Source organism: Micromonospora sp. USAFONa4, from assembly GCF_057197825.1.
In genome coordinates, this window is sequence record NZ_CM170072.1 from 6,578,097 (window position 1) to 6,597,140 (window position 19,044).

Annotated in this window: 14 protein-coding genes; 12 read left to right on the forward strand and 2 right to left on the reverse strand. The window is 72.5% G+C overall.

The genetic code is table 11. The annotated features are described in order from the left end of the window. The first annotated feature begins 193 nt into the window (after window positions 1-193). From AC0OO9_RS28400 to AC0OO9_RS28410, 3 genes are all read left to right on the forward strand, one after another. Window positions 194-2,539, forward strand: a complete 2,346-nt coding sequence (locus tag AC0OO9_RS28400) for a ribonucleoside-diphosphate reductase subunit alpha (RefSeq protein ID WP_484518074.1) — start codon at window positions 194-196, stop codon at window positions 2,537-2,539. 35 nt (window positions 2,540-2,574) lie between these two features. Beyond that, window positions 2,575-3,570, forward strand: a complete 996-nt coding sequence (locus tag AC0OO9_RS28405) for a ribonucleotide-diphosphate reductase subunit beta (protein ID WP_484513682.1) — start codon at window positions 2,575-2,577, stop codon at window positions 3,568-3,570. 158 nt (window positions 3,571-3,728) lie between these two features. Further along, window positions 3,729-6,185: a right-handed parallel beta-helix repeat-containing protein gene (locus AC0OO9_RS28410; RefSeq protein ID WP_484513684.1), complete on the forward strand. Its 2,457-nt coding sequence runs from the start codon at window positions 3,729-3,731 to the stop codon at window positions 6,183-6,185. A gap of 46 nt (window positions 6,186-6,231) precedes the next feature. Here AC0OO9_RS28410 and AC0OO9_RS28415 read toward each other — a convergent pair whose 3' ends face one another. Beyond that, entirely contained in the window at window positions 6,232-6,507 is a 276-nt protein-coding gene (locus AC0OO9_RS28415) for a hypothetical protein (RefSeq protein ID WP_484513685.1), read from the reverse strand. Between the two features lie 245 nt (window positions 6,508-6,752). Here AC0OO9_RS28415 and AC0OO9_RS28420 point away from each other — a divergent pair, with 245 nt between their 5' ends. Next, entirely contained in the window at window positions 6,753-7,421 is a 669-nt protein-coding gene (locus AC0OO9_RS28420; protein WP_484513687.1) for a M23 family metallopeptidase, read from the forward strand. Between the two features lie 27 nt (window positions 7,422-7,448). Here the strand turns inward: AC0OO9_RS28420 and AC0OO9_RS28425 are convergent, their stop codons facing one another. Then, window positions 7,449-8,177: a DUF899 domain-containing protein gene (locus AC0OO9_RS28425; protein WP_484513688.1), complete on the reverse strand. Its 729-nt coding sequence runs from the start codon at window positions 8,175-8,177 to the stop codon at window positions 7,449-7,451. 409 nt (window positions 8,178-8,586) lie between these two features. On the opposite strand from AC0OO9_RS28425, the gene AC0OO9_RS28430 reads away from it, so the two are divergent. The 8 genes from AC0OO9_RS28430 to kdpA all read left to right on the forward strand — a co-directional run bounded on the left by AC0OO9_RS28430 (window position 8,587) and on the right by kdpA (window position 19,041). Further along, window positions 8,587-9,363 carry an SIR2 family NAD-dependent protein deacylase gene (locus AC0OO9_RS28430; RefSeq protein WP_484513689.1) on the forward strand — a complete coding sequence of 259 codons (777 nt, stop codon included), beginning with the start codon at window positions 8,587-8,589 and terminating at the stop codon, window positions 9,361-9,363. A 261-nt stretch (window positions 9,364-9,624) separates the two neighbouring features. Then, window positions 9,625-10,614 carry a LacI family DNA-binding transcriptional regulator gene (locus tag AC0OO9_RS28435; RefSeq protein WP_421449444.1) on the forward strand — a complete coding sequence of 330 codons (990 nt, stop codon included), beginning with the start codon at window positions 9,625-9,627 and terminating at the stop codon, window positions 10,612-10,614. A gap of 247 nt (window positions 10,615-10,861) precedes the next feature. After that, window positions 10,862-12,337, forward strand: coding sequence for a family 43 glycosylhydrolase (locus AC0OO9_RS28440; protein ID WP_484513690.1), 1,476 nt, complete (start codon window positions 10,862-10,864; stop codon window positions 12,335-12,337). A 111-nt stretch (window positions 12,338-12,448) separates the two neighbouring features. Next, window positions 12,449-13,888: a family 43 glycosylhydrolase gene (locus AC0OO9_RS28445; protein WP_484513691.1), complete on the forward strand. Its 1,440-nt coding sequence runs from the start codon at window positions 12,449-12,451 to the stop codon at window positions 13,886-13,888. Between the two features lie 120 nt (window positions 13,889-14,008). After that, complete coding sequence (locus AC0OO9_RS28450) at window positions 14,009-15,607, forward strand: glycoside hydrolase family 64 protein (protein ID WP_484513693.1); 1,599 nt, start codon at window positions 14,009-14,011, stop codon at window positions 15,605-15,607. Between the two features lie 182 nt (window positions 15,608-15,789). Beyond that, window positions 15,790-16,926 (forward strand): CaiB/BaiF CoA transferase family protein, encoded by a 1,137-nt coding sequence (locus AC0OO9_RS28455; RefSeq protein ID WP_484513695.1) that lies wholly within the window; start codon window positions 15,790-15,792, stop codon window positions 16,924-16,926. A 370-nt stretch (window positions 16,927-17,296) separates the two neighbouring features. Beyond that, window positions 17,297-17,386, forward strand: coding sequence for a K(+)-transporting ATPase subunit F (gene kdpF, locus AC0OO9_RS28460; RefSeq protein ID WP_151452733.1), 90 nt, complete (start codon window positions 17,297-17,299; stop codon window positions 17,384-17,386). Continuing rightward, a complete protein-coding gene (gene kdpA / locus AC0OO9_RS28465) occupies window positions 17,386-19,041 on the forward strand; it encodes a potassium-transporting ATPase subunit KdpA (RefSeq protein ID WP_484513698.1) in 1,656 nt (551 codons plus the stop codon). The genes kdpF and kdpA overlap by 1 nt, the downstream gene beginning before the upstream one ends. The last annotated feature ends 3 nt before the right edge of the window (window positions 19,042-19,044 follow it).

The following is a 19,044-nucleotide window of genomic DNA, read 5'->3' on the forward strand; positions in this document are numbered from 1 at the left end:
TGGCGGTCCGAGGCCGCGTGGGACGGCCGACGCCATCCCGACGCGTTGCCCTGCGGCGCGTCGTCGTCGGTGTCCGCTCCGCGCGTGCCCAGGAAATCCGTCTGGGATCAAGGCTCGCGAGGAGTGAGTGGTGACAGTCACCGAGGTTTTTCCGGCCGACGACGCGGTCGTGGTGGGCCAGCGGCGGCCGCAGATGCGGGTCCGCAAGCGCGACGGCGGCACCGAGGCGGTCGACGTCAACCGGATCGTCCGCGCGGTCGAGCGGTGGGCCGACGACCTCGCCGACGTCGACCCGCTGCGGGTGGCGACCCGGACGATCAGCGGCCTGTACGACGGCGCGACGACCGCCGAACTGGACCGGCTGTCCATCCAGACCGCCGCGGAGATGATCGGTGAGGAGCCGCAGTACTCGCGGCTGGCCGCCCGCCTGCTGGCCGGGTACGTCGACAAGGAGGTCCGCCGGCAGGGCATCGGCTCCTTCAGTGAGGCGATCCGGCGCGGCCACGCCGAGGGCCTGATCGGCGACGACACCGCGGCCTTCGTCGCCGCCCACGCCGGCGCCCTCGACGCCGCCGTCGACCCGCGCGGCGACCTGCGCTTCGAGTACTTCGGGCTGCGTACGGTCTACGACCGGTACCTGCTGCGCCACCCGACGAGCCGGCTGGTGCTGGAGACCCCGCAGTACTGGCTGCTGCGCGTGTCCTGCGGCCTGTCGCAGGCACCGGACGAGGCGATCGAGTTCTACCGGTTGATGTCGAGCCTGGCGTACCTGCCGAGCTCGCCGACGCTGTTCAACTCCGGCACCCGGCACACCCAGATGTCCTCCTGCTACCTGGTCGACTCCCCGCGCGACGAACTCGACTCGATCTACCAGCGGTACGCGCAGGTGGCGAACCTGTCGAAGTTCGCCGGGGGCATCGGCATCGCGTTCTCCCGGGTCCGCTCGCGGGGCGCGCTGATCAGGGGCACCAACGGGCAGTCCAACGGGATCGTGCCGTGGCTGCGGACGCTGGACGCCTCGGTGGCGGCGGTCAACCAGGGCGGCCGGCGCAAGGGCGCGGCCTGCGTCTACCTGGAGCCGTGGCACCCGGACGTCGAGGAGTTCCTCCAACTGCGCGACAACACCGGCGAGGACGCCCGGCGCACCCACAACCTCAACCTGGCCAACTGGATCCCGGACGAGTTCATGCGCCGGGTGGAGGCCGACGGCGTGTGGTCGCTGTTCGACCCGGACGTGGTGCCGGAACTGCCGGACCTGTGGGGCGAGGAGTTCGACGCCGCGTACCGGGCCGCCGAGGAGCAGGGCCGCTACGCGCGGCAGGTCCCGGCGCGGGAGCTGTACGGGCGGATGATGCGTACCCTCGCCCAGACCGGCAACGGGTGGATGACGTTCAAGGACGCCGCGAACCGGCTGTGCAACCAGACCGCCGAGGCCGGCAACGTGGTGCACCTGTCCAACCTGTGCACCGAGATCGTCGAGGTCTCCAGCGACGCCGAGACCGCCGTGTGCAACCTCGGCTCGGTCAACCTCGCCGCCCACCTGGGCGCGGACGGCATCGACTGGGAGCGGTTGCGCGCCACCGTCCGCACCGCCGTGACGTACCTCGACCGGGTCATCGACATCAACTACTACCCGACGGCGCAGGCGGCGGCGAGCAACCCCCGCTGGCGGCCCGTCGGGCTCGGCCTGATGGGCCTTCAGGACGTGTTCTTCGCGCTGCGACTGCCGTTCGACTCGCCGGCCGCCCGGGAGCTGTCCACCCGGATCAGCGAGGAGCTGTACCTGACGGCGCTGGAGACCTCCGCCGACCTGGCGCGACGCTCGGGCGCCCACCCGGCGTACGGGCAGACCCGGGCGGCGCGCGGGCAGCTGCAACCCGACCTGTGGGGCGTCACGGGCACCCAGACGGCGCGGTGGAGCGCGCTGCGGGAGCGCGTGGCCGCGTACGGGCTGCGCAACTCGCTGCTCGTGGCGATCGCGCCGACCGCCACCATCGCCTCGATCGCCGGCTGCTACGAGTGCATCGAGCCGCAGGTGTCCAACCTGTTCAAGCGCGAGACCCTGTCGGGGGAGTTCCTCCAGGTCAACACGGCTCTCGTGCGCGAGCTGAAGGCCCGGGGCCTGTGGACGGAGCGGATCCGTACGGCGATCAAGCGCGCCGAGGGCTCCGTGCAGGACGTCGCGGAACTGCCGGCCGAGGTGCGGGAGCTGTTCCGTACCGCGTGGGAGCTGCCGCAGCGGGCGTTGATCGACCTGGCCGCGGCCCGCGCCCCGTACATCGACCAGTCGCAGTCGCTGAACCTGTTCCTGGCCGCGCCGACGATCGGCAAGCTCTCCTCGATGTACCTGTACGCCTGGAAGGCCGGGTTGAAGACGACGTACTACCTGCGTTCCCGGCCGGCCACCCGGATCCAGCAGGCCACCGTCGCGCCCGTCGGGCCGGCCCGTGCCGCCGGCGTCGTCGCGCCGGTGGCGACCGTGGACGAGGCGCTGGCCTGCTCCCTGGAGAACCCCGAGTCGTGCGAGGCCTGCCAGTGACCACCCCGACCACCAGCGAACCGAGGACCACACACATGCTGCTCGACCCGGGGATGGATCTCACCCTGCGCCCCATGCGCTACCCGCACTTCTTCGACCGCTTCCGCGACGCCATCCGCAACACCTGGACGGTGGAGGAGGTCGACCTGCACGCCGACCTCGCCGACCTCGACCGGCTCTCCCCGGCCGAGCGGCACCTGGTCAGCCGCCTCGTCGCGTTCTTCGCCACCGGCGACACCATCGTCGCCAACAACCTCGTGCTCAACCTGTACCAGCACGTCAACTCCCCGGAGGGCCGGCTCTACCTGTCCCGGCAGCTGTTCGAGGAGGCCGTGCACGTTCAGTTCTACCTCAACCTGCTCGACACCTACGTGCCCGACGAGGCCGAACGCTTCGCCGCGTTCGCCGCGATCGAGAACATCCCGTCGATCCGGCGCAAGGCCGAGTTCTGCTTCCGCTGGATCGACTCGCTGGGCGAGCTGCGCCAGCTGCGTACCCGACAGGACCGGCGGGCCTTCCTGCTCAACCTGATCTGCTTCGCCGCCTGCATCGAGGGGCTGTTCTTCTACGGCGCCTTCGCCTACGTCTACTTCCTGCGCTCCCGGGGGCTGCTGCACGGCTTGGCGTCCGGCACCAACTGGGTGTTCCGCGACGAGTCCATGCACATGGCCTTCGCCTTCGACGTGGTGGAGACGGTACGCGGGGAGGAGCCGGACCTGTTCGACGACGAGCTCACCGCTCAGGTGCGGCAGATGCTCGCCGAGGCCGTCGAGTGCGAGGTCCAGTTCGCCGAGGACCTGCTCGGCCAGGGCGTGCCCGGGCTCTCCCTGGCCGACATGCGCGAGTACCTGCAACACGTCGCCGACCGGCGGCTCGCGCAGCTCGGCATCCCCGCCCACTACGGGTCGACCAACCCGTTCGGGTTCATGGAGTTGCAGGACGTCCAGGAGCTGTCGAACTTCTTCGAGCGGCGCGTGTCGGCGTACCAGGTCGGGGTGAGCGGCACGGTGGCCTTCGACGACGACTTCTGAGCACGGGGGTCGTGCGGCCGTCGCGCCGGGACCGGACAGGCGCGGGCACGGGAACGCTCAGGTCGCGCCCCGGGGCGGCGGACGGGCGGCGGGCACGATCTATGCTCCTGGTGCCTCGCCGCCGTCGGTGGCGCGGCCTGGGCGGGGGGACGGGTCACGTGGGTGTACCGACGCTGCTGGTCTCGCTGAGCAGGGCGAACGCCTACCGGGACATCGGGGCGGCGGTGGCGGCGGCACCGCACGGCGCGGTGGTCGTGGTGGAGCCGGGCCGCTACGACGGGCAGATCGTCGTGCGGTCGAAGGCCGTCACGATCCGGGCGGCGGTGCCGGGCGGGCCGCCGGTGCTGGTGGAGAGCGGTGCCGCCGCGCCCGTCGTGTACGGCGAGGACGCGCAGGTCGTGCTCCAGGGGCTGACGCTGCGGACGTGGAGCGCGGACGCGCCGGCGACGGTGTCGGCGCTCCGCGCCGCCCTGACGGTCGAGTCGTGCGTCGTCACCGGGCAGGCCTTCAACGCCGTGCTCTGCGAGCGGAGCACCGCCCACGTGCGGATGTGCGACGTCAGCGGGATGCGTCGGGGCGTGGCGTTCGTCGACGGCAGCGGGGTCGTCGAGAACTGCCGGCTGTGGGACCTCGACGAGTACGCCGTGCTGTCCAAACGGGACAGCCAGCCCACCGTGCGGCACTGCCACGTCCGGGACACCGACCGGGGCTTCGATGCCTTCGAAGGCGGTGGCGGCACCGTCGAGGACTGCCACTTCACGGGCGTACGCGTCGGGGCCGTCACGGCGGGCGGCCGTTCCCGGCCGACGGTGCGGCGGTGCCGGGTCTCCGACGGACGCGGCAGCGGGCTGGTGTTCAGCGGGTCCGCCGGGGGGCTGGTCGAGGAGTGCGAGCTGACGGACCTGGAGGGCTGCGGCGTCGAGGTCTCCGGCGGGGCCGAGCCCGACGTGCGCCGCTGCCGGATCGAGGCCGTCGGCCGCAACGGCATCTACGTCAGCGGTGCGCGCGGCACGTTCACCGACTGCGACGTGACGGCCAGCCGGCTGCCCGCGATCGCCGTCGTCGACGGGGCGGCGCCGCTGGTGCGCGGCGGCGTCCTGCTCCGGTCGCGGGAGGACGCCCTGCTGGTCCGGGCCGCCGCCGGCCGGTACACCGGCGTGCGGATCGAGGCTCCGGGCCGCTACGGGGTGATCGTGCAGGGCGGCGACCCGACCCTGACGGACCTGACGGTCGACGGTGGCGAGGCGGGAGTGGTGCTCGACGGCACCGTCGAGGCCGACGTGCGCCTCGACGGCGCCACCGTCCGGGGCGCGACGGGCAGCGGGATCGCCGCCGGGGGAGCGGGCCGGCTCACCGGTACGAACGTCCGGGTGGAGAACGCCCCGGTGGGGCTGGTCGGCACCGACGCGATCGCGGTCACCCTCACCGACGCGGTGTTCTCCGGCGGCACCGTCGGTGTGACCGGGGCGGGCGAGGCGGCCCTGCACCTCACCGGCAGCACGGTAACCGGGACCACCGGTTCCGGGATGCTGCTGCGGGAGCAGTCCCGGCTGACCCTGCGGGCCAGCACGCTGCGCGCCTGCGGCGGGGACGGCGTGCAGGTGGAGACCGACGCCCCGGTGCTGGTCGACCGGTGCGAGTTCGTCGACGTGGCCGGCGAGCCCGTCCGGGGCGCCGACCGCCCGCGGGTGTCGGTGACCGCCCCGGAACAGCCGGCCGCCCCGGTCGTGCCCGCTCCCGGGGACCGGGCCGGCTCCGCCGGCGAGGCGAGCATGCCCGCCCGTCCGGCGTCGGGCGGCGTCGACGTCGACGCCGTGCTGGCGGAGTTGGACGGCATGATCGGCCTGGCCGCGGTCAAGCGGGACGTGCGGACGCTGATCCAGCTCATCCGCGTCGGCGAACAGCGCCGCAGGGCCAACCTGCCGGTGCCGCCGGTGAGCCGGCACCTCGTCTTCGCCGGGTCACCCGGCACCGGGAAGACGACCGTCGCGCGGATCTACGGGCGGCTGCTCGCGCAGCTCGGCGTCCTCGCCAAGGGGCAGGTCGTCGAGGTGGCGCGGGTCGACCTGGTGGGCGAGTACCTGGGCAGCACCTCGCTGAAGACCGCCGCGGCCTTCGAGCGGGCCCTCGGCGGGGTGCTCTTCGTCGACGAGGCGTACGCGCTGGCCCGCACGTTCGGCACGAACTCGGACTTCGGGCTGGAGGCGATCGACACGCTGGTGAAGCTGATGGAGGACCACCGGGACGAGACGGTCGTCATCGTCGCCGGCTACTCCGAGGAGATGGTGCAGTTCCTGGCCACCAACCCCGGCCTCGCGTCCCGGTTCACCAGGACCATCGAGTTCGTCGACTACGCCCCCGACGAGCTGCTCGCCATCATCTCCGCGCTGGCCGGGCAGCACGGCTACGACCTGACCGCGCCGACGGCCGACGCCCTGCTGGACCGGCTCGTCGAGGCCGTCCGCGACCCGGTGTTCGGCAACGGCCGGGGCGCGCGGAAGCTGTTCAACGCCATGATCGAACGGCAGGCGGGACGGCTCGCGGACGTAGCGGCGCCGACCGCCGAGCAACTGCGTACGCTGCTGCCGCAGGACATCCCCGCCGCCGACGACTGAGCGCGAACCGCCGCCGACCCGCGCCATCGGTGCGGTCCGGCGAGGGTCACGCCTGCATCGAGATGTCGAAGACGGCGTCGCGGACGTCGGCGACCGCGCGCCCGTGCAGCAGGTGGAGCACGTGGCGCCAGGGAGCGGACCAGCCGGACGCCCTGCCGGCGCCGGCCAGTGCCACCGCGAACAGGCCGGTGGTGGCCCCGCCCCGGGCGGCGAGGGTGCGGGCCGTGTCGAGTGTCGGCTCGGCGTCCAGGGCCGCCGGGGAGGCGGTGCGCTGGGCGAGTAGGTGGGCGAGCCGGGCGGCGAGCGCCGGCCGACCCGCCACCAGCTCCGCGATCCGGGCGGATCCGCCCGGACACCGCGGCGCGGATCCGCCCGGCCCCCGACGCGCTCATCGCCACCCGCCCACTCTCCCAACCGGTGGGCGGGCGCCACGCGGGATCGCCGAAGCCGCACCCGGTGCGTCCGGGGAGCCGCCGGGCGTGCGGGTCGTCGACCGCCGCGTTGGTCCGCCGTACCGCCAGAGGGCCTGCCGGCCGCCCGGGGACGGGCACCTTGCCGGCGTCTGCCATGCTCGGGCCGGTGACGACCGGTCGCCCCACCACCCCCCGCACCCACCGCCGCGTCCGCAGCCGCCGCATCCGGATCGTGCTCGTCTCCGGCGCGGTCGCGGCGGTCCTCGCCGTCGCGGTCCTCGTCGTCGCGGTGGTGGTGCCGCTGGTGCGGCCGGCGGGCCCGCGCCCGCTGTTCCAGCTTCCCGTCGCGTGCGGGGAGACCTGGCAACTGGGCACCTATCCCGGTCACGACGACTACGACGTGGACCTGTTCCCGACCGAGGGCAGGGCGTGGGGGCGGCCGGTGCTCGCGTCCTACGCGGGGGAGGTCACCGTGGCGGGGATCAACGGATCGCTCGGTGGCCGTACGCCCGACGACCCGGACGGGCCGCGTGGCCGCGGCGGCGGCTACTGGGTGAAGATCGACCACGGCGGCAAGTGGGAGACGCAGTACCTGCACCTGCTCGAACCGCCGCTGGTCCGGGTCGGTCAGCGGGTCGCCCAGGGCGAGCAGATCGGGCGGGTCGGCAGCACCGGCAACTCCGGGGCGCCGCACCTGCACTACGAGCAGCGCCGGGGCTGGGAGAAGGTCGAGGCGCACTTCGACGGGGTGCCGTCGGGGATCACCCACGACGACACCGAGTACACGGTCAGGCGCAAGAGCAACAACTGCGTGCCCGAATGACCGACGCCGCCGGTCGGCGGCGGGTGGTCAGTGGCTGTGGCTGCCGGCCGCGTCCGTGTCGTAGGTGTCGTGGTGGGGGAACTCGTTGACGTAGCGCTGCCGGCCCAGCGGCGTGAGGTCGAGATAGTTGTACGTGTTCAGCAGCGGGTCGAGGCCGCGGCCGTACACGGAGTAGGTGTGCAGGATCCGGTCGCCGTCGCGGACGAAGACGCTCAGGCCGTGGGCCTCGCCCTGCAGGTGGTGGGTGAGGCCCTGGGCCGCCAGGGTCTCCGCGTCCTTGTAGTTGTATTCCACCGGGGCGACTGCCGGGTCCATGGTGACGTGGAAGTCGTAGTTGAAGTCGCTGCCGTGCGAGGAATACCAGGGAAAGCGCCAGCCCATCCGGCTCTTGAATGCCGCGAGGGTCGTGAACGGGGCGCGGGAGACCACGGCGAGTGTCGTGTCACTGGCGTGCAGGTGCGTGAGGTCCCCGAAGTTGTCGACCAGCAGCGAGCAGCTCGTGCAGCCCTCGGCCCATTCCGGGTCGAACATGAAATGGTAGACGACCAACTGTGGTCGTCCCTCGAACATGTCGGCCAGCCGGACGGCGCCGGCGGGACCGGTGAAGGAGTAGTCCTTTTCGACGGCGACTGCCGGCAGCTCGCGCCGGAGCGCGGTGACCCTGTCCCGTAGGCGGGTGATCTCCTTTTCGCGGTCGAGCAGTTCCTTGCGGGCGTCGACCCACTCGTCCCGGGACACGACCTTCGGTGCAATCATCGACGACACGCCTTTCCGCTGGAGCGCCTGGCCCATTCTTGTCGTGCCGTACGCGATCACACCAGCCTTCACCCGATGTCGTGGGATTCCCATTTCGGTGACCGTTCCGGCGATTCGCGCCGGCCGGTGGAGCAATTGCGCAGGTCGGCCGGTTAGCCCTCGGCGCCCGGCCGGCCCGCGTGCCGGGGAACGGGCGGGCGTAGGCCGGCGAAGTGCGCATCATCGAAGAAACCCGCGCAGCCCTCGGCGCCCGGATCCGACGCCAGGGTCGCCCGCACCCGGCCCGCCAGCGGTCGACGCCTTCCTCGCCGCCCGGTCGCCAAGGCAGCCGCCGGCGCCGCGCCGCCGGACCGTCACGGAGACCGCACTAGTCTTGCCCGACGGGTCCGGGTCGAAGGGGGCAGGCGCGATGGGGGAGCGGTCGATGCGGGAGGCCGCAGGGCTGTTGGCGCAGGCGCGCCGCGTCGTCATCTTCACCGGCGCGGGCGTCTCCGCGGAGAGCGGTGTGCCGACCTTCCGCGACGCCCTCACCGGCCTCTGGCGCAGCTTCGACGCGCAGCGACTCGCCACGCCCGAGGCGTTCCGCGAGGATCCCGCGCTGGTCTGGGGCTGGTACGAGTGGCGACGCGCCACCGTGCGGCGGGCCCGCCCGAACGCCGGTCACGTGGCCGTGGCCGCGATCGAGGCACGCCTGCCCGGCGCGGTCGTCGTCACGCAGAACGTCGACGACCTGCACGAGCGCGCCGGTTCGGTCGCACCGATCCACCTGCACGGCAGCCTCTTCGCGCCGCGCTGCTCCGCCTGCTCCCGGCCGGCGCCGACGCCGGACGAGGCCGCCGAGGAACCGGGCGACGGCCGGCGCGTGCCTCCGCCCCGGTGCGCGCACTGCGCCGGCCCCGTCCGGCCCGGGGTGGTGTGGTTCGGCGAGGCGTTGCCGACCGCCGCGTTGGAGGCCGCCGTGGAGGCTGCGTCCACGTGCGACCTGCTGGTGACCGTGGGCACCTCGGGCCTGGTGTATCCCGCCGCCGAGATCCCCCAGGTGGCTGCCCGCTTCGGCGCCACCGTGCTGCAGGTCAACCCGCAGGAGACACCCCTGGACGCCGTGTCCGACGTGAACCTGCGCGGTCCGGCCGCCCAGGTGCTTCCCGTCCTGGTGCACGCCGCCTGGGGTGCCGACCCGGCGTGACGACGCGCGGGAGCGTCCGGTGCGGGACGCCGGCTTGGGCCGTGTCGCGGGCCTGCGCCCCGGTCGCCGGCTCAGCCGCACCAGGGCTGGCGGTACCGCTGACGTAGACTGTCGGCGGTCCAGCCCCGGCCAACCGACACGCGCCGGCTGGCGGCGGCGAGGGTGTTGCCGTGTCACGGAGGCGTTCCGTCGAGGTCGGACGTGGCGCGGCCGCCGGACGGGGCGGGCGGGAGAGGTGAGGTGGCCGTGCGCAGTCCTGCGATGACGGACGTGGCTCGCCTCGCAGGCGTCTCGCACCAGACCGTGTCCCGGGTCCTCAACGGGCACCCCAACGTACGCGAGCAGACCCGGCTGCGGGTCCAGGCGGCCATCGCCGAACTCGGCTACCGGCCCAACCGCGCGGCGCGGGCGCTGGTCACCGGCCGGTCCCAGGTGATCGGCGTGGTCGCGCAGAACACCACCCTCTTCGGCCCGGCCTCGCTGCTGGCGGCCCTGGACCAGGCGGCCGCCGAGGCGGGGTTCGCGGTCAGCGTCGGCAGCGTGAGCGACCTCGACGATCAGTCCATCTCGGCGGCGGTGGAGCGGCACCTCGCGCACCGGGTCGCCGGCATCGTGGTGATCGCGCCTGTCGAGTCGGCCGGGGAGGCCCTCGAACGGCTCCCCAAGGACGTTCCGCTGGTCACCGTTGACGGCGACCCGCGCCGTCCGGTGCCCCTGGTCACGGTCGACCAGGTCGCCGGTGCCCGCGCCGCCACCCAGCACCTCCTCGACGCCGGGCACCGGACGGTCTGGCACGTCTCCGGGCCGCCGGACTGGTTCGACAGCGCCGGCCGCATCGACGGATGGCGGGAGACGTTGCAGGCGGCGGGCGCCGAGTTGCCGCCGCTGCTGCCGGCGGACTGGTCGGCGGCGGCGGGGTACCGGTGCGGACAGATGTTGGCCCGGATGCCCGAGGTCACCGCGGTCTTCACCGCCAACGACCACCTCGCGCTCGGTGTGCTGCGGGCGCTGCACGAGCATGGCCTGCGGGTGCCGGACGACATCAGCCTGGTGGGCTTCGACGACGTGCCGGAGGCGGCGTACTTCATCCCGCCGCTGACCACCGTGCGGCCCGACTTCGCCGCCGTCGCGCGGGCGAGCCTGGACCTGCTGCTGGCGCAGATGGAATCCGACGTCGCCGGCCCGCTGCGGCAGACGGTCGCGCCGAGCCTGGTCTCCCGTCGCAGCGTCGCCGCCCCGCCACGGCGCTGATCACGCCGGTCGTCCCGGCGGTGCGGTCCGGCCGCCGCGAGCCGACCGGAAGCCCTTGACAGTCATCAATGTTAACGCCAACACTGCTGTTGTTGCTCCGTGACGCGAAACGCCACCGTCACGTGTTCCGGTTCATCCTGCTCCTTGCCGGCGGGACGAGCCCGCACGGCCCACGAACGGCGCGTCGTCGCGCCGGTGTCGCGAACTGCTCGTCCGTCGTCGGTCCGGAAGCCAACGGAGGAAGTCGATGAAGCTGGCAGACAAGGTGCCGAGGACGGGTGGTGGGTGGTGGTTCTCCGCTGCCGTGGTGGCGGTGGTGGTGTTGCTGGGTTCTGGTGTGGTGGTGGGGTCGTCGGCGTGGGCGGCGGCGGTGGACACCGGGGCGACGTACGTGTTCGTGAACCGGCACAGCGGGAAGGCGATGGATGTCTTCGACTGGTCGACGGCTGACGACGCGCCGGTGAACCAGTGGGCGCGTAACGACCTGGCGGTGCAGCAGTGGCAGTTCGTGGACATGGGTGGTGGTTTCTACAAGGTGCGTTCGCGGCACAGTGGAAAGGTGTTGGATCTGCCGGGGGCGGCGGACGGGACGCGGTTGGTGCAGCGGGCCGACACCGGGGTGGCGACGCAGCAGTTCCGGTTGCAGGATTCGGCGGGCGGGTACGTGCGGTTCGTCAACCGGTCGAGCGGCAAGGTCGTCGACGGGTGGGACTGGTCGACGGCGGATGGTGGGATGTTGGCCGCCTACCGGGATCTCGACGGGGCCAACCAGCAGTGGCAACTGGTCCGCCTCGGCGGCGCCCCACCCACCACGACACCGCCGCCCACGGGCACCCCGCCGACGTCCTACCCGCAGCCCGGCAGGGTCACCGGCGACATCGGCGTGCACGATCCGACCGTGGTCAGGCGCCCCGACGGCGGTTACCTCGTCGCCCACACCGGCAACGACGTCACACTGAAGACCTCCACCGACCGGGTCACCTTCCGCAATGCCGGCTCGGTCTTTCCCGGCGGTGCGCCGTGGACCTCCACCTACACCGGCGGCGCGCGTAACCTCTGGGCACCGGACCTGTCGTACCGCGACGGCCGCTACCACCTGTACTACTCGGCCTCGACCTTCGGCTCGAACCGGTCGGCGATCTTCCTCGCCACCAGCACCACCGGCGCGTCGGGCAGCTGGACCAACGAAGGCCTGGTCGTCGAGTCACGCACCACGGACGCCTTCAACGCCATCGACCCGAACCTCGTCGTCGACGACCAGGGCCGCTGGTGGCTGAGCTTCGGCTCGTTCTGGTCCGGCATCAAGCTGATCCAGATCGACCCGGCAACCGGGCGCCGGCTGGGCACGGCGATGCACAGTCTGGCCAACTACGGGCCGGGCATCGAGGCGCCCGTCATTGTCAAGCGTGGCGCCTGGTACTACCTGTACGTCTCGTTCGACCGCTGCTGCCAGGGCGCCAGCAGCACCTACCGGGTGATGGTCGGCCGCGCCGCCGTCCCGACCGGGCCGTACGTCGACCGTGCCGGCCGCGACATGCTCTCCGGCGGCGGCACGCAGGTCCTGGCCTCGCACGGCGGCATCCACGGCCCCGGCCACCAGGCCGTGCTCGCCGACACCGACGGCGACCACCTCTTCTACCACTACTACGCCGACAACGGTGCGTCGCTGCTCGGCGTCAACAGGATCGGGTACGACGCGGCCGGTTGGCCCTACCTCTACTGACGACGGCCGCCGCAACCCCCTGGAGGACAGATGCAGCCACCCCGTCCACCCCACCCCTGTGGCGGGGTCGTCCACCGGGCCGCCGGTACGCAGCGTGCCGGCCGCCGTACCGTGCCGCGTCTACGGTCGGCGCTGGTCGCGATGGTGCTGGCCCTCGCCATGCCGCTCGGCCTGCCCGTGGCCGGGCCGGCGCACGCCACACCGGCGGTGAACCACACCAACCCGCTGGCGGAGCAGCGGGCCGACCCGCACATCGTCAGGCACACCGACGGCTACTACTACATGACCGCGACGGTGCCGCAGTACGACCGGATCGTGCTGCGCCGGGCCAGCACGTTGCAGGGGCTGGCGACGGCGGCGGAGACGACGATCTGGCGCCGGCACGCCAGCGGGGAGATGGGCGCCCACATCTGGGCGCCGGAGATCCACTTCATCAACGGCAGGTGGTACGTCTACTTCGCCGCGGGCCGGACCGACGACGTGTGGCGGATCCGGATGTACGTGCTGGAGAACGCGAACGCGAACCCGCTGGCCGGCACGTGGACCGAGCGCGGCCGGATCACGACCCCGTGGGACACGTTCAGCCTGGACGCCTCGACCTTCGTGGCCAACGGGGTGCGCTATCTGACCTGGGCGCAGCAGGAGCCCGGCATCTCCACCAACTCCAACGTCTACCTCGCCCGGATGGGCGCCAACCCGTGGCAGATCACGGGCACGGTGACCCGGCTCGTCGTGCCGACGTACGACTGGGAGACCCGCGGGTTCCGGGTGGCCGAGGGACCCGCCGTCATCCAGCGCGACGGCCGCCTCTTCCTGACCTACTCGGCCAGCGCCACGGACGCCAACTACTGCCTCGGGATGCTGAGTGCCTCCGTCACCGCGAACCTGCTCGACGCCGCCTCTTGGAGCAGGAGCCCGACCCCGGTGTTCGCCAGCAACCCGGCCACCGGCCAGTACGGCCCCGGCCACAACTCGTTCACCGTCTCGGAGGACGGGCAGAGCGACATCCTGGTCTACCACGACCGCAACTACCGGGACATCGTGGGCGATCCGCTCAATGATCCGAACCGGCGGACCAGGATCCAGAAGCTGTACTGGAACGCCGACGGCACCCCGAACTTCGGCATCCCGGTGCCCGACGGGGCCACGCCCGTCCGGCTGCGTTCGCACGACCTGACCACCAGCTACGTCCGGCACTACGACTACCGGGCCCGCGTCGAGCCGAACGTGACCAACCTGGCCGACTCGCAGTTCCGCATCGTCGCCGGCCTCGCCGGCGCCGGATCGGTGTCGCTGGAGTCGACCAACCTCCCGGGCCACTACCTGCGCCACCGCGACTTCGCCCTGTACGTCGAGCGCGACGACGGCTCTACGCTCTTCCGTGGCGACGCGAGCTTCCACCGGCGGTCCGGCCTGGCCGCCGGGGCCGGGCTCTCCCTCGAGTCGCAGAACTTCCCGGGCCGGTACGTGCGCCACCGGGCCGGACTGCTCCAGCTGGAGGCGGTGAGTTCGAGCGCCGACCGAGCCTCCGCCACCTTCCACCTGGAGTAGGCGGTCCACGAGCCGGCGTGCGGGTCGCATTGGTCTGTGTCTATTGACAGGAGAGCCGCCTCGGGCCGACGCTGAGAGAGCGCTCTCTCGCGCCGCCCGCCACCCCGAGGAGGACCTTTCGTGAAGCTTCGAAGAAGGCTGCTCGCCGTCGTGTCCGCGCTGGTCGCCGCCGTCCCGGTGACCCTCGCCGCAGCCCCCGCCCACGCCGTCGGCCCCGCGCTGCTGCCCGTCACGGTCACCAACAGCACCGGCCGGGGCGAGGCCGTCCACCTGTACGTGATCGGCGTGCAGCTCTCCAGCGGCCGCCTCGGCTACGTCAACCAGGGCGGCACCTTCGTCCCGTGGTCGGGCGGGCAGCTCCCGCCGTCGCCCGCGCCGGACGCGTCGATCCCGGGGCCCGGAAACGGCGGTAGCACGACCATCCGGTTCCCGCGCGGGTTCTCCGGCCGTGTCTACTTCTCCTTCGGCGAGAAGCTCAAGTTCTTCCTCACCCCGGACGGCCTCGTGCAACCCGCGCCGTGGGCGGCCGGTGACGCCAACCGCGACATCCTGTTCGACTGGAGCGAGTTCACCTACAACGACGCCGGACTGTGGCTCAACAGCTCGCAGGTCGACATGTTCGCGGTGCCGCACGCGGTCACGGTGACCGGTGCCACCGGCGTCACCAAGCGGACCGGCGACGTCGTGGCCGGGGGCCGCAACGCGATCATCGAGGGCATCCGGTCCCAGCCGGGCTGGGCCAACACGGTCCACACCCGCTCCGACGGGACCGTGTTGCGGGTTCTCGCGCCCGGCAAGGCGGCCGGCGCCGGCCTGTTCAGCGCCACCTACCTGGACTCCTACATCGCGTCGGCCTGGAACGCGTACACGACCAGGACGCTGACCGTCGTGCCGTTCGCCGACCAGCCGAACACCCGCTACTTCGGGCGGACCTCGGGCAACGTCATGACCTTCACCAACAGCGCCGGCCAGCGGGTCGCCTCCTTCAACCGGCCCTCCTCGGCGAGCGTCTGGGGCTGCGACGGGGACCTGCCCGCTCCCAACGACCCGGTCGTCGGCCCGATCTCCCGGACGCTCTGCGCCGCGCTGAACCGGGGCACGCTCGGCACCATCGACACCCAGCCCAGCACCGACGCCGCCCAGTTCTACCGCAACAACCCGACGAACCACTACGCCCGCGTGATCCACGCCAACATGACCGACGGCAGGGCGTACGCCTTCGCCTTCGACGACGTCGGCGCGTTCGAGTCCCTGGTCCACGACGGCGACCCCCGCGCGGCCGGAATCGTCCTGAGCCCGTTCGGCGCCGGGAGTGGCGGACCGGGGAACCCCGGCACCGGGGTGCCCGTGCTGAGCAACTGGAACAACAAGTGCATCGACGTGCCGAACTCGAACTTCGTCGACCGGGCGCAGTTGCAGATGTGGAACTGCAACGGCACCGCCGCGCAGAAGTGGACGTTCACCGGCGACACCCTGCGCAGCCAGAACGACAAGTGCATGGACGTCGACGGCGGCGCGACCGGCAACGGCGCGGCCGTCCAGCTCTACACGTGCAACGGCACGGGCGCGCAACGGTTCACCCTGACCGCGGCCGGTGACCTGGTCAACATCCAGGCCGGCAGGTGCGTCGACATCCGGGACTGGAACAGCGCCGACGGCGCGAAGCTCCAACTCTGGGACTGCGCGGGCACCGCCAACCAGAAGTGGCGCAAGGGCTGACCCGCCCGGCGGATGGCGGCGACCCGTCGCCATCCGCCCCGGCCCGGACCGTCGGGGCGCCCGACGTGCGTCGCGCCCGCTGTGCCATCGTGGTCCTGCCATCGGAGCGCCGGACGTCGGCACCCGGCGGGTGCCACGACGCCGCCGCGCCGGCCGGGGCGTCGACGGGAAGGGGAGCGGCGATGGGGGAGCAAGGGCCCGGGCCGCTCAGCGGCATCCTCGTGGCCGACTTCTCCCGGATCCTCGCCGGACCGTACGCGACAATGCTCCTCGCCGACCTCGGCGCCGAGGTGGTCAAGGTCGAGGGGCCCGGCGGGGACGACACCCGGTCCTGGCAGCCGCCCGTGCGGGAGGGCACCTCCACCTACTACCTCGGCGTCAACCGCAACAAGCGGTCCATCGCCCTCGACCTCGCCGACCCCGACGACCTGGCCGTCGCCCGGGAACTGGCCCGCCGCGCCGACGTCATGATCCAGAACTTCCGGCCCGGCGGACTGCGGCGCTTCGGCCTCGACTACGACAGCGTCGCCGCCGTCAACGAGCGGATCGTCTACGCCTCGATCAGCGGGTTCGGCGCCGGCACCGGCGCCAACCTGCCCGGCTACGACCTCGTGGTCCAGGCCGCGTCCGGCCTGATGAGCCTCACCGGCGAGCCGGACGGTCCGCCCTACAAGGCCGGGGTCGCCGTGTTCGACGTGATCGCGGGCCTGCACGCCGCCGTCGGCATCCTCGCCGCGCTGCACCACCGCGACCGCTGCGGCACCGGCCAGCACGTCGAGGTGGACCTGCTCTCCTCCGCGCTGTCCGGCCTGGTCAACCAGACCAGCGGCCACGTCGCCGGCGGCGCGACGCCGTTCCGGATGGGCAACGGGCACCCGAGCCTCTTTCCGTACGAGCCGCTGCCCACCGCCGACGGCGACCTCGTCGTCATCGCCGGCAACGACGGCCAGTTCCGCAAGCTGTGCCAGGTCCTCGGCCTGCCCGGCCTGCCCGACGACCCCCGGTTCGGGCGTAACCAGGACCGCACGGTCAACCGGGAGGCCCTGCGGCCCCTCCTGGTCGCGCGACTGGTCCTGCGCAGCCGCGACGAGTGGTTCCGGGACCTGCGCGCGGCGGGCGTGCCGTGCGCCCCGATCAACACGGTCGCCGGGGGCGTCGACCTGGCGCGGGAACTGGGGCTGGACCCGGTCGTCACCACGGGCGGCGTGCCCGGCATCCGCCACCCGATCGGCCTGAGCGCCACCCCGGCGCGCTACGACCTGCCGCCGCCGGGCCTCGACGAGCACGGCGACGAGATCCGGAACTGGCTGGCCGGCTGACGCCACCCGCTCGCCCGGCTGACGTCCGCCCGCCTGGCTGACGCCCGTCCCCGTCCGGCCGGTTGGCGGACCTCGCCCGGCTGCCGCGTCCCGTCCGCGTGCTCCGGCGGAGGGGGCGCCGGTGAGCGGCGTCACCGCCGCAACCCGGCCGCGTGAAGAACGCGTCAAGAAACGCGCCGCCGCCGTCATGATCGCGTGATGACCCCTGTCCCTTCCTCGGGCACGGAGTTTCGATTGCCCGGCACGGCCGGAAGGCGGTCGTGACGAGCGGTTCCGGCAGAGGAGTCAGTGTGTCCGACGTGGTGTTCGTCCTGGTGACGGTGGGGCTGTTCGCCGCACTCGCCCTCGTGGTGAGGGGCGTGGAGAAGCTGTGAACGTCGTCGATGCCGTCGGTCTGGTGCTGGCGCTGGGCCTGGGTGTGTTCATGGTGGTCGCGCTGCTGTTCCCGGAGCGCTTCTGATGTCCGCCACGACAGCGGGCGCCCTCTTCGTCCTGTCCCTGGTGGCGGCCCTGGTCGTCGTCCACCGTCCGTTCGGCGACCACCTGCACCGGGTGGTCGCCGGAACCCGGCACTCGCGCGTCGAGCGGGGGATCTACCGCCTGGTCGGGGTCGACCCGGCCGCCGGCCAGACCTGGGGCGTGTACGCCCGCGCCGTACTGGCCTTCTCCGCCGTGTCGATCCTGTTCCTGTACGCCTTCCAGCGCTGGCAGGACCACCTGTGGCTGTCGCTCGGCCTCGACCCGGTCGTCGCCCACGGCGCCTGGAACACCGCCGTGTCGTTCGTGACCAACACGAACTGGCAGTGGTACTCGGGCGAGTCGACCATGGGCCACCTGGTGCAGATGGCCGGCCTGGCGGTGCAGAACTTCGTCTCCGCCGCCGTCGGCATCGCCGTGGCGGTGGCCCTGGTCCGCGGCTTCGCCCGCAGCCGCACCGGTGAGCTGGGCAACTTCTGGGTCGACCTGACCCGGATCACGCTGCGCGTCCTGCTGCCCGTCGCGGTCCTCGGCGCGCTGGTGCTGCTGGCCGGCGGGGTGGTGCAGAACCTCTCCGGCGGCACCGAGGTCGCCACCCTGACCGGCGGCGCCCAGACGGTCACCGGCGGGCCCGTGGCCAGCCAGGAAGTGATCAAGGAACTCGGCACCAACGGCGGCGGCTTCTACAACGCCAACAGCGCGCACCCCTTCGAGAACCCGAGCCCCTGGACGAACTGGATCGAGATCTTCCTGATCCTGCTGATCCCGTTCAGCCTGCCGCGCGTCTTCGGCCGGATGGTCGGCCAGACCCGGCAGGGCCACGCGATCGTCGCGGTCATGGCCGTCCTCGCGCTCGCGAGCGTCACGCTGACCAACCTCTTCGAGCTCGCCGCCGGCGGCACCGTCCCGCAGGCCGTCGGCGCCGCCATGGAGGGCAAGGAGGTGCGCTTCGACGTGTCGAACTCGGCCACCTTCGCCGCCGCGACGACGCTGACGTCGACCGGGGCGGTGAACTCGTTCCACGACTCGTACACGGCGCTGGGCGGCATGATGACGCTGGGCAACATGATGCTCGGCGAGGTCGCGCCGGGCGGCGTCGGCGCCGGCCTCTACGGGATGCTGGTGCTCGCCGTGATCACGGTGTTCGTGGCCGGGCTGATGGTCGGCCGCAGCCCCGAGTACGTGGGCAAGCGGATCGGCTCCCGCGAGATCCGCTTCGCCTCGCTGTACTTCCTGGTCACCCCGGCGCTCGTGCTGACCGGCACCGCCACCGCCTTCGCCACCGGCAACCACGCGACCGCGCTGAACGTCGGCCCGCACGCCCTCACCGAGGTGCTGTACGCGTTCACCTCGGCCAGCAACAACAACGGCTCGGCCTTCGCCGGCATCACCGTGAGCACGCCCTGGTGGAACACCGCGCTGGGCCTGTGCATGCTGCTGGGCCGGTTCCTGCCGATCATCTTCGTGCTCGCCCTGGCCGGGTCCCTGGCCCGCCAGCGCCCCGTGCCCGCCTCCGAGGGCACCCTGCCGACCCACCGGCCCCTGTTCGTCGCGATGGTCGCCGGCGTCACGGTGATCCTCGTGGCGCTGACCTTCCTGCCCGCGCTCGCCCTCGGCCCGCTGGCCGAAGGGCTGTGACCC

Coding starts and splice junctions, on each gene's coding strand:
- AC0OO9_RS28440 (WP_484513690.1), top strand. CDS start 10,862: ATGAAGCTGGCAGACAAGGTGCCGAGGACGGGTGGTGGGTGGTGGTTC.
- AC0OO9_RS28430 (WP_484513689.1), top strand. CDS start 8,587: ATGGGGGAGCGGTCGATGCGGGAGGCCGCAGGGCTGTTGGCGCAGGCG.
- AC0OO9_RS28400 (WP_484518074.1), top strand. CDS start 194: ATGCGGGTCCGCAAGCGCGACGGCGGCACCGAGGCGGTCGACGTCAAC.
- AC0OO9_RS28455 (WP_484513695.1), top strand. CDS start 15,790: ATGGGGGAGCAAGGGCCCGGGCCGCTCAGCGGCATCCTCGTGGCCGAC.
- kdpA (WP_484513698.1), top strand. CDS start 17,386: ATGTCCGCCACGACAGCGGGCGCCCTCTTCGTCCTGTCCCTGGTGGCG.
- AC0OO9_RS28420 (WP_484513687.1), top strand. CDS start 6,753: ATGCTCGGGCCGGTGACGACCGGTCGCCCCACCACCCCCCGCACCCAC.
- AC0OO9_RS28405 (WP_484513682.1), top strand. CDS start 2,575: ATGCTGCTCGACCCGGGGATGGATCTCACCCTGCGCCCCATGCGCTAC.
- AC0OO9_RS28435 (WP_421449444.1), top strand. CDS start 9,625: ATGACGGACGTGGCTCGCCTCGCAGGCGTCTCGCACCAGACCGTGTCC.
- AC0OO9_RS28425 (WP_484513688.1), bottom strand. CDS start 8,177: ATGATTGCACCGAAGGTCGTGTCCCGGGACGAGTGGGTCGACGCCCGC.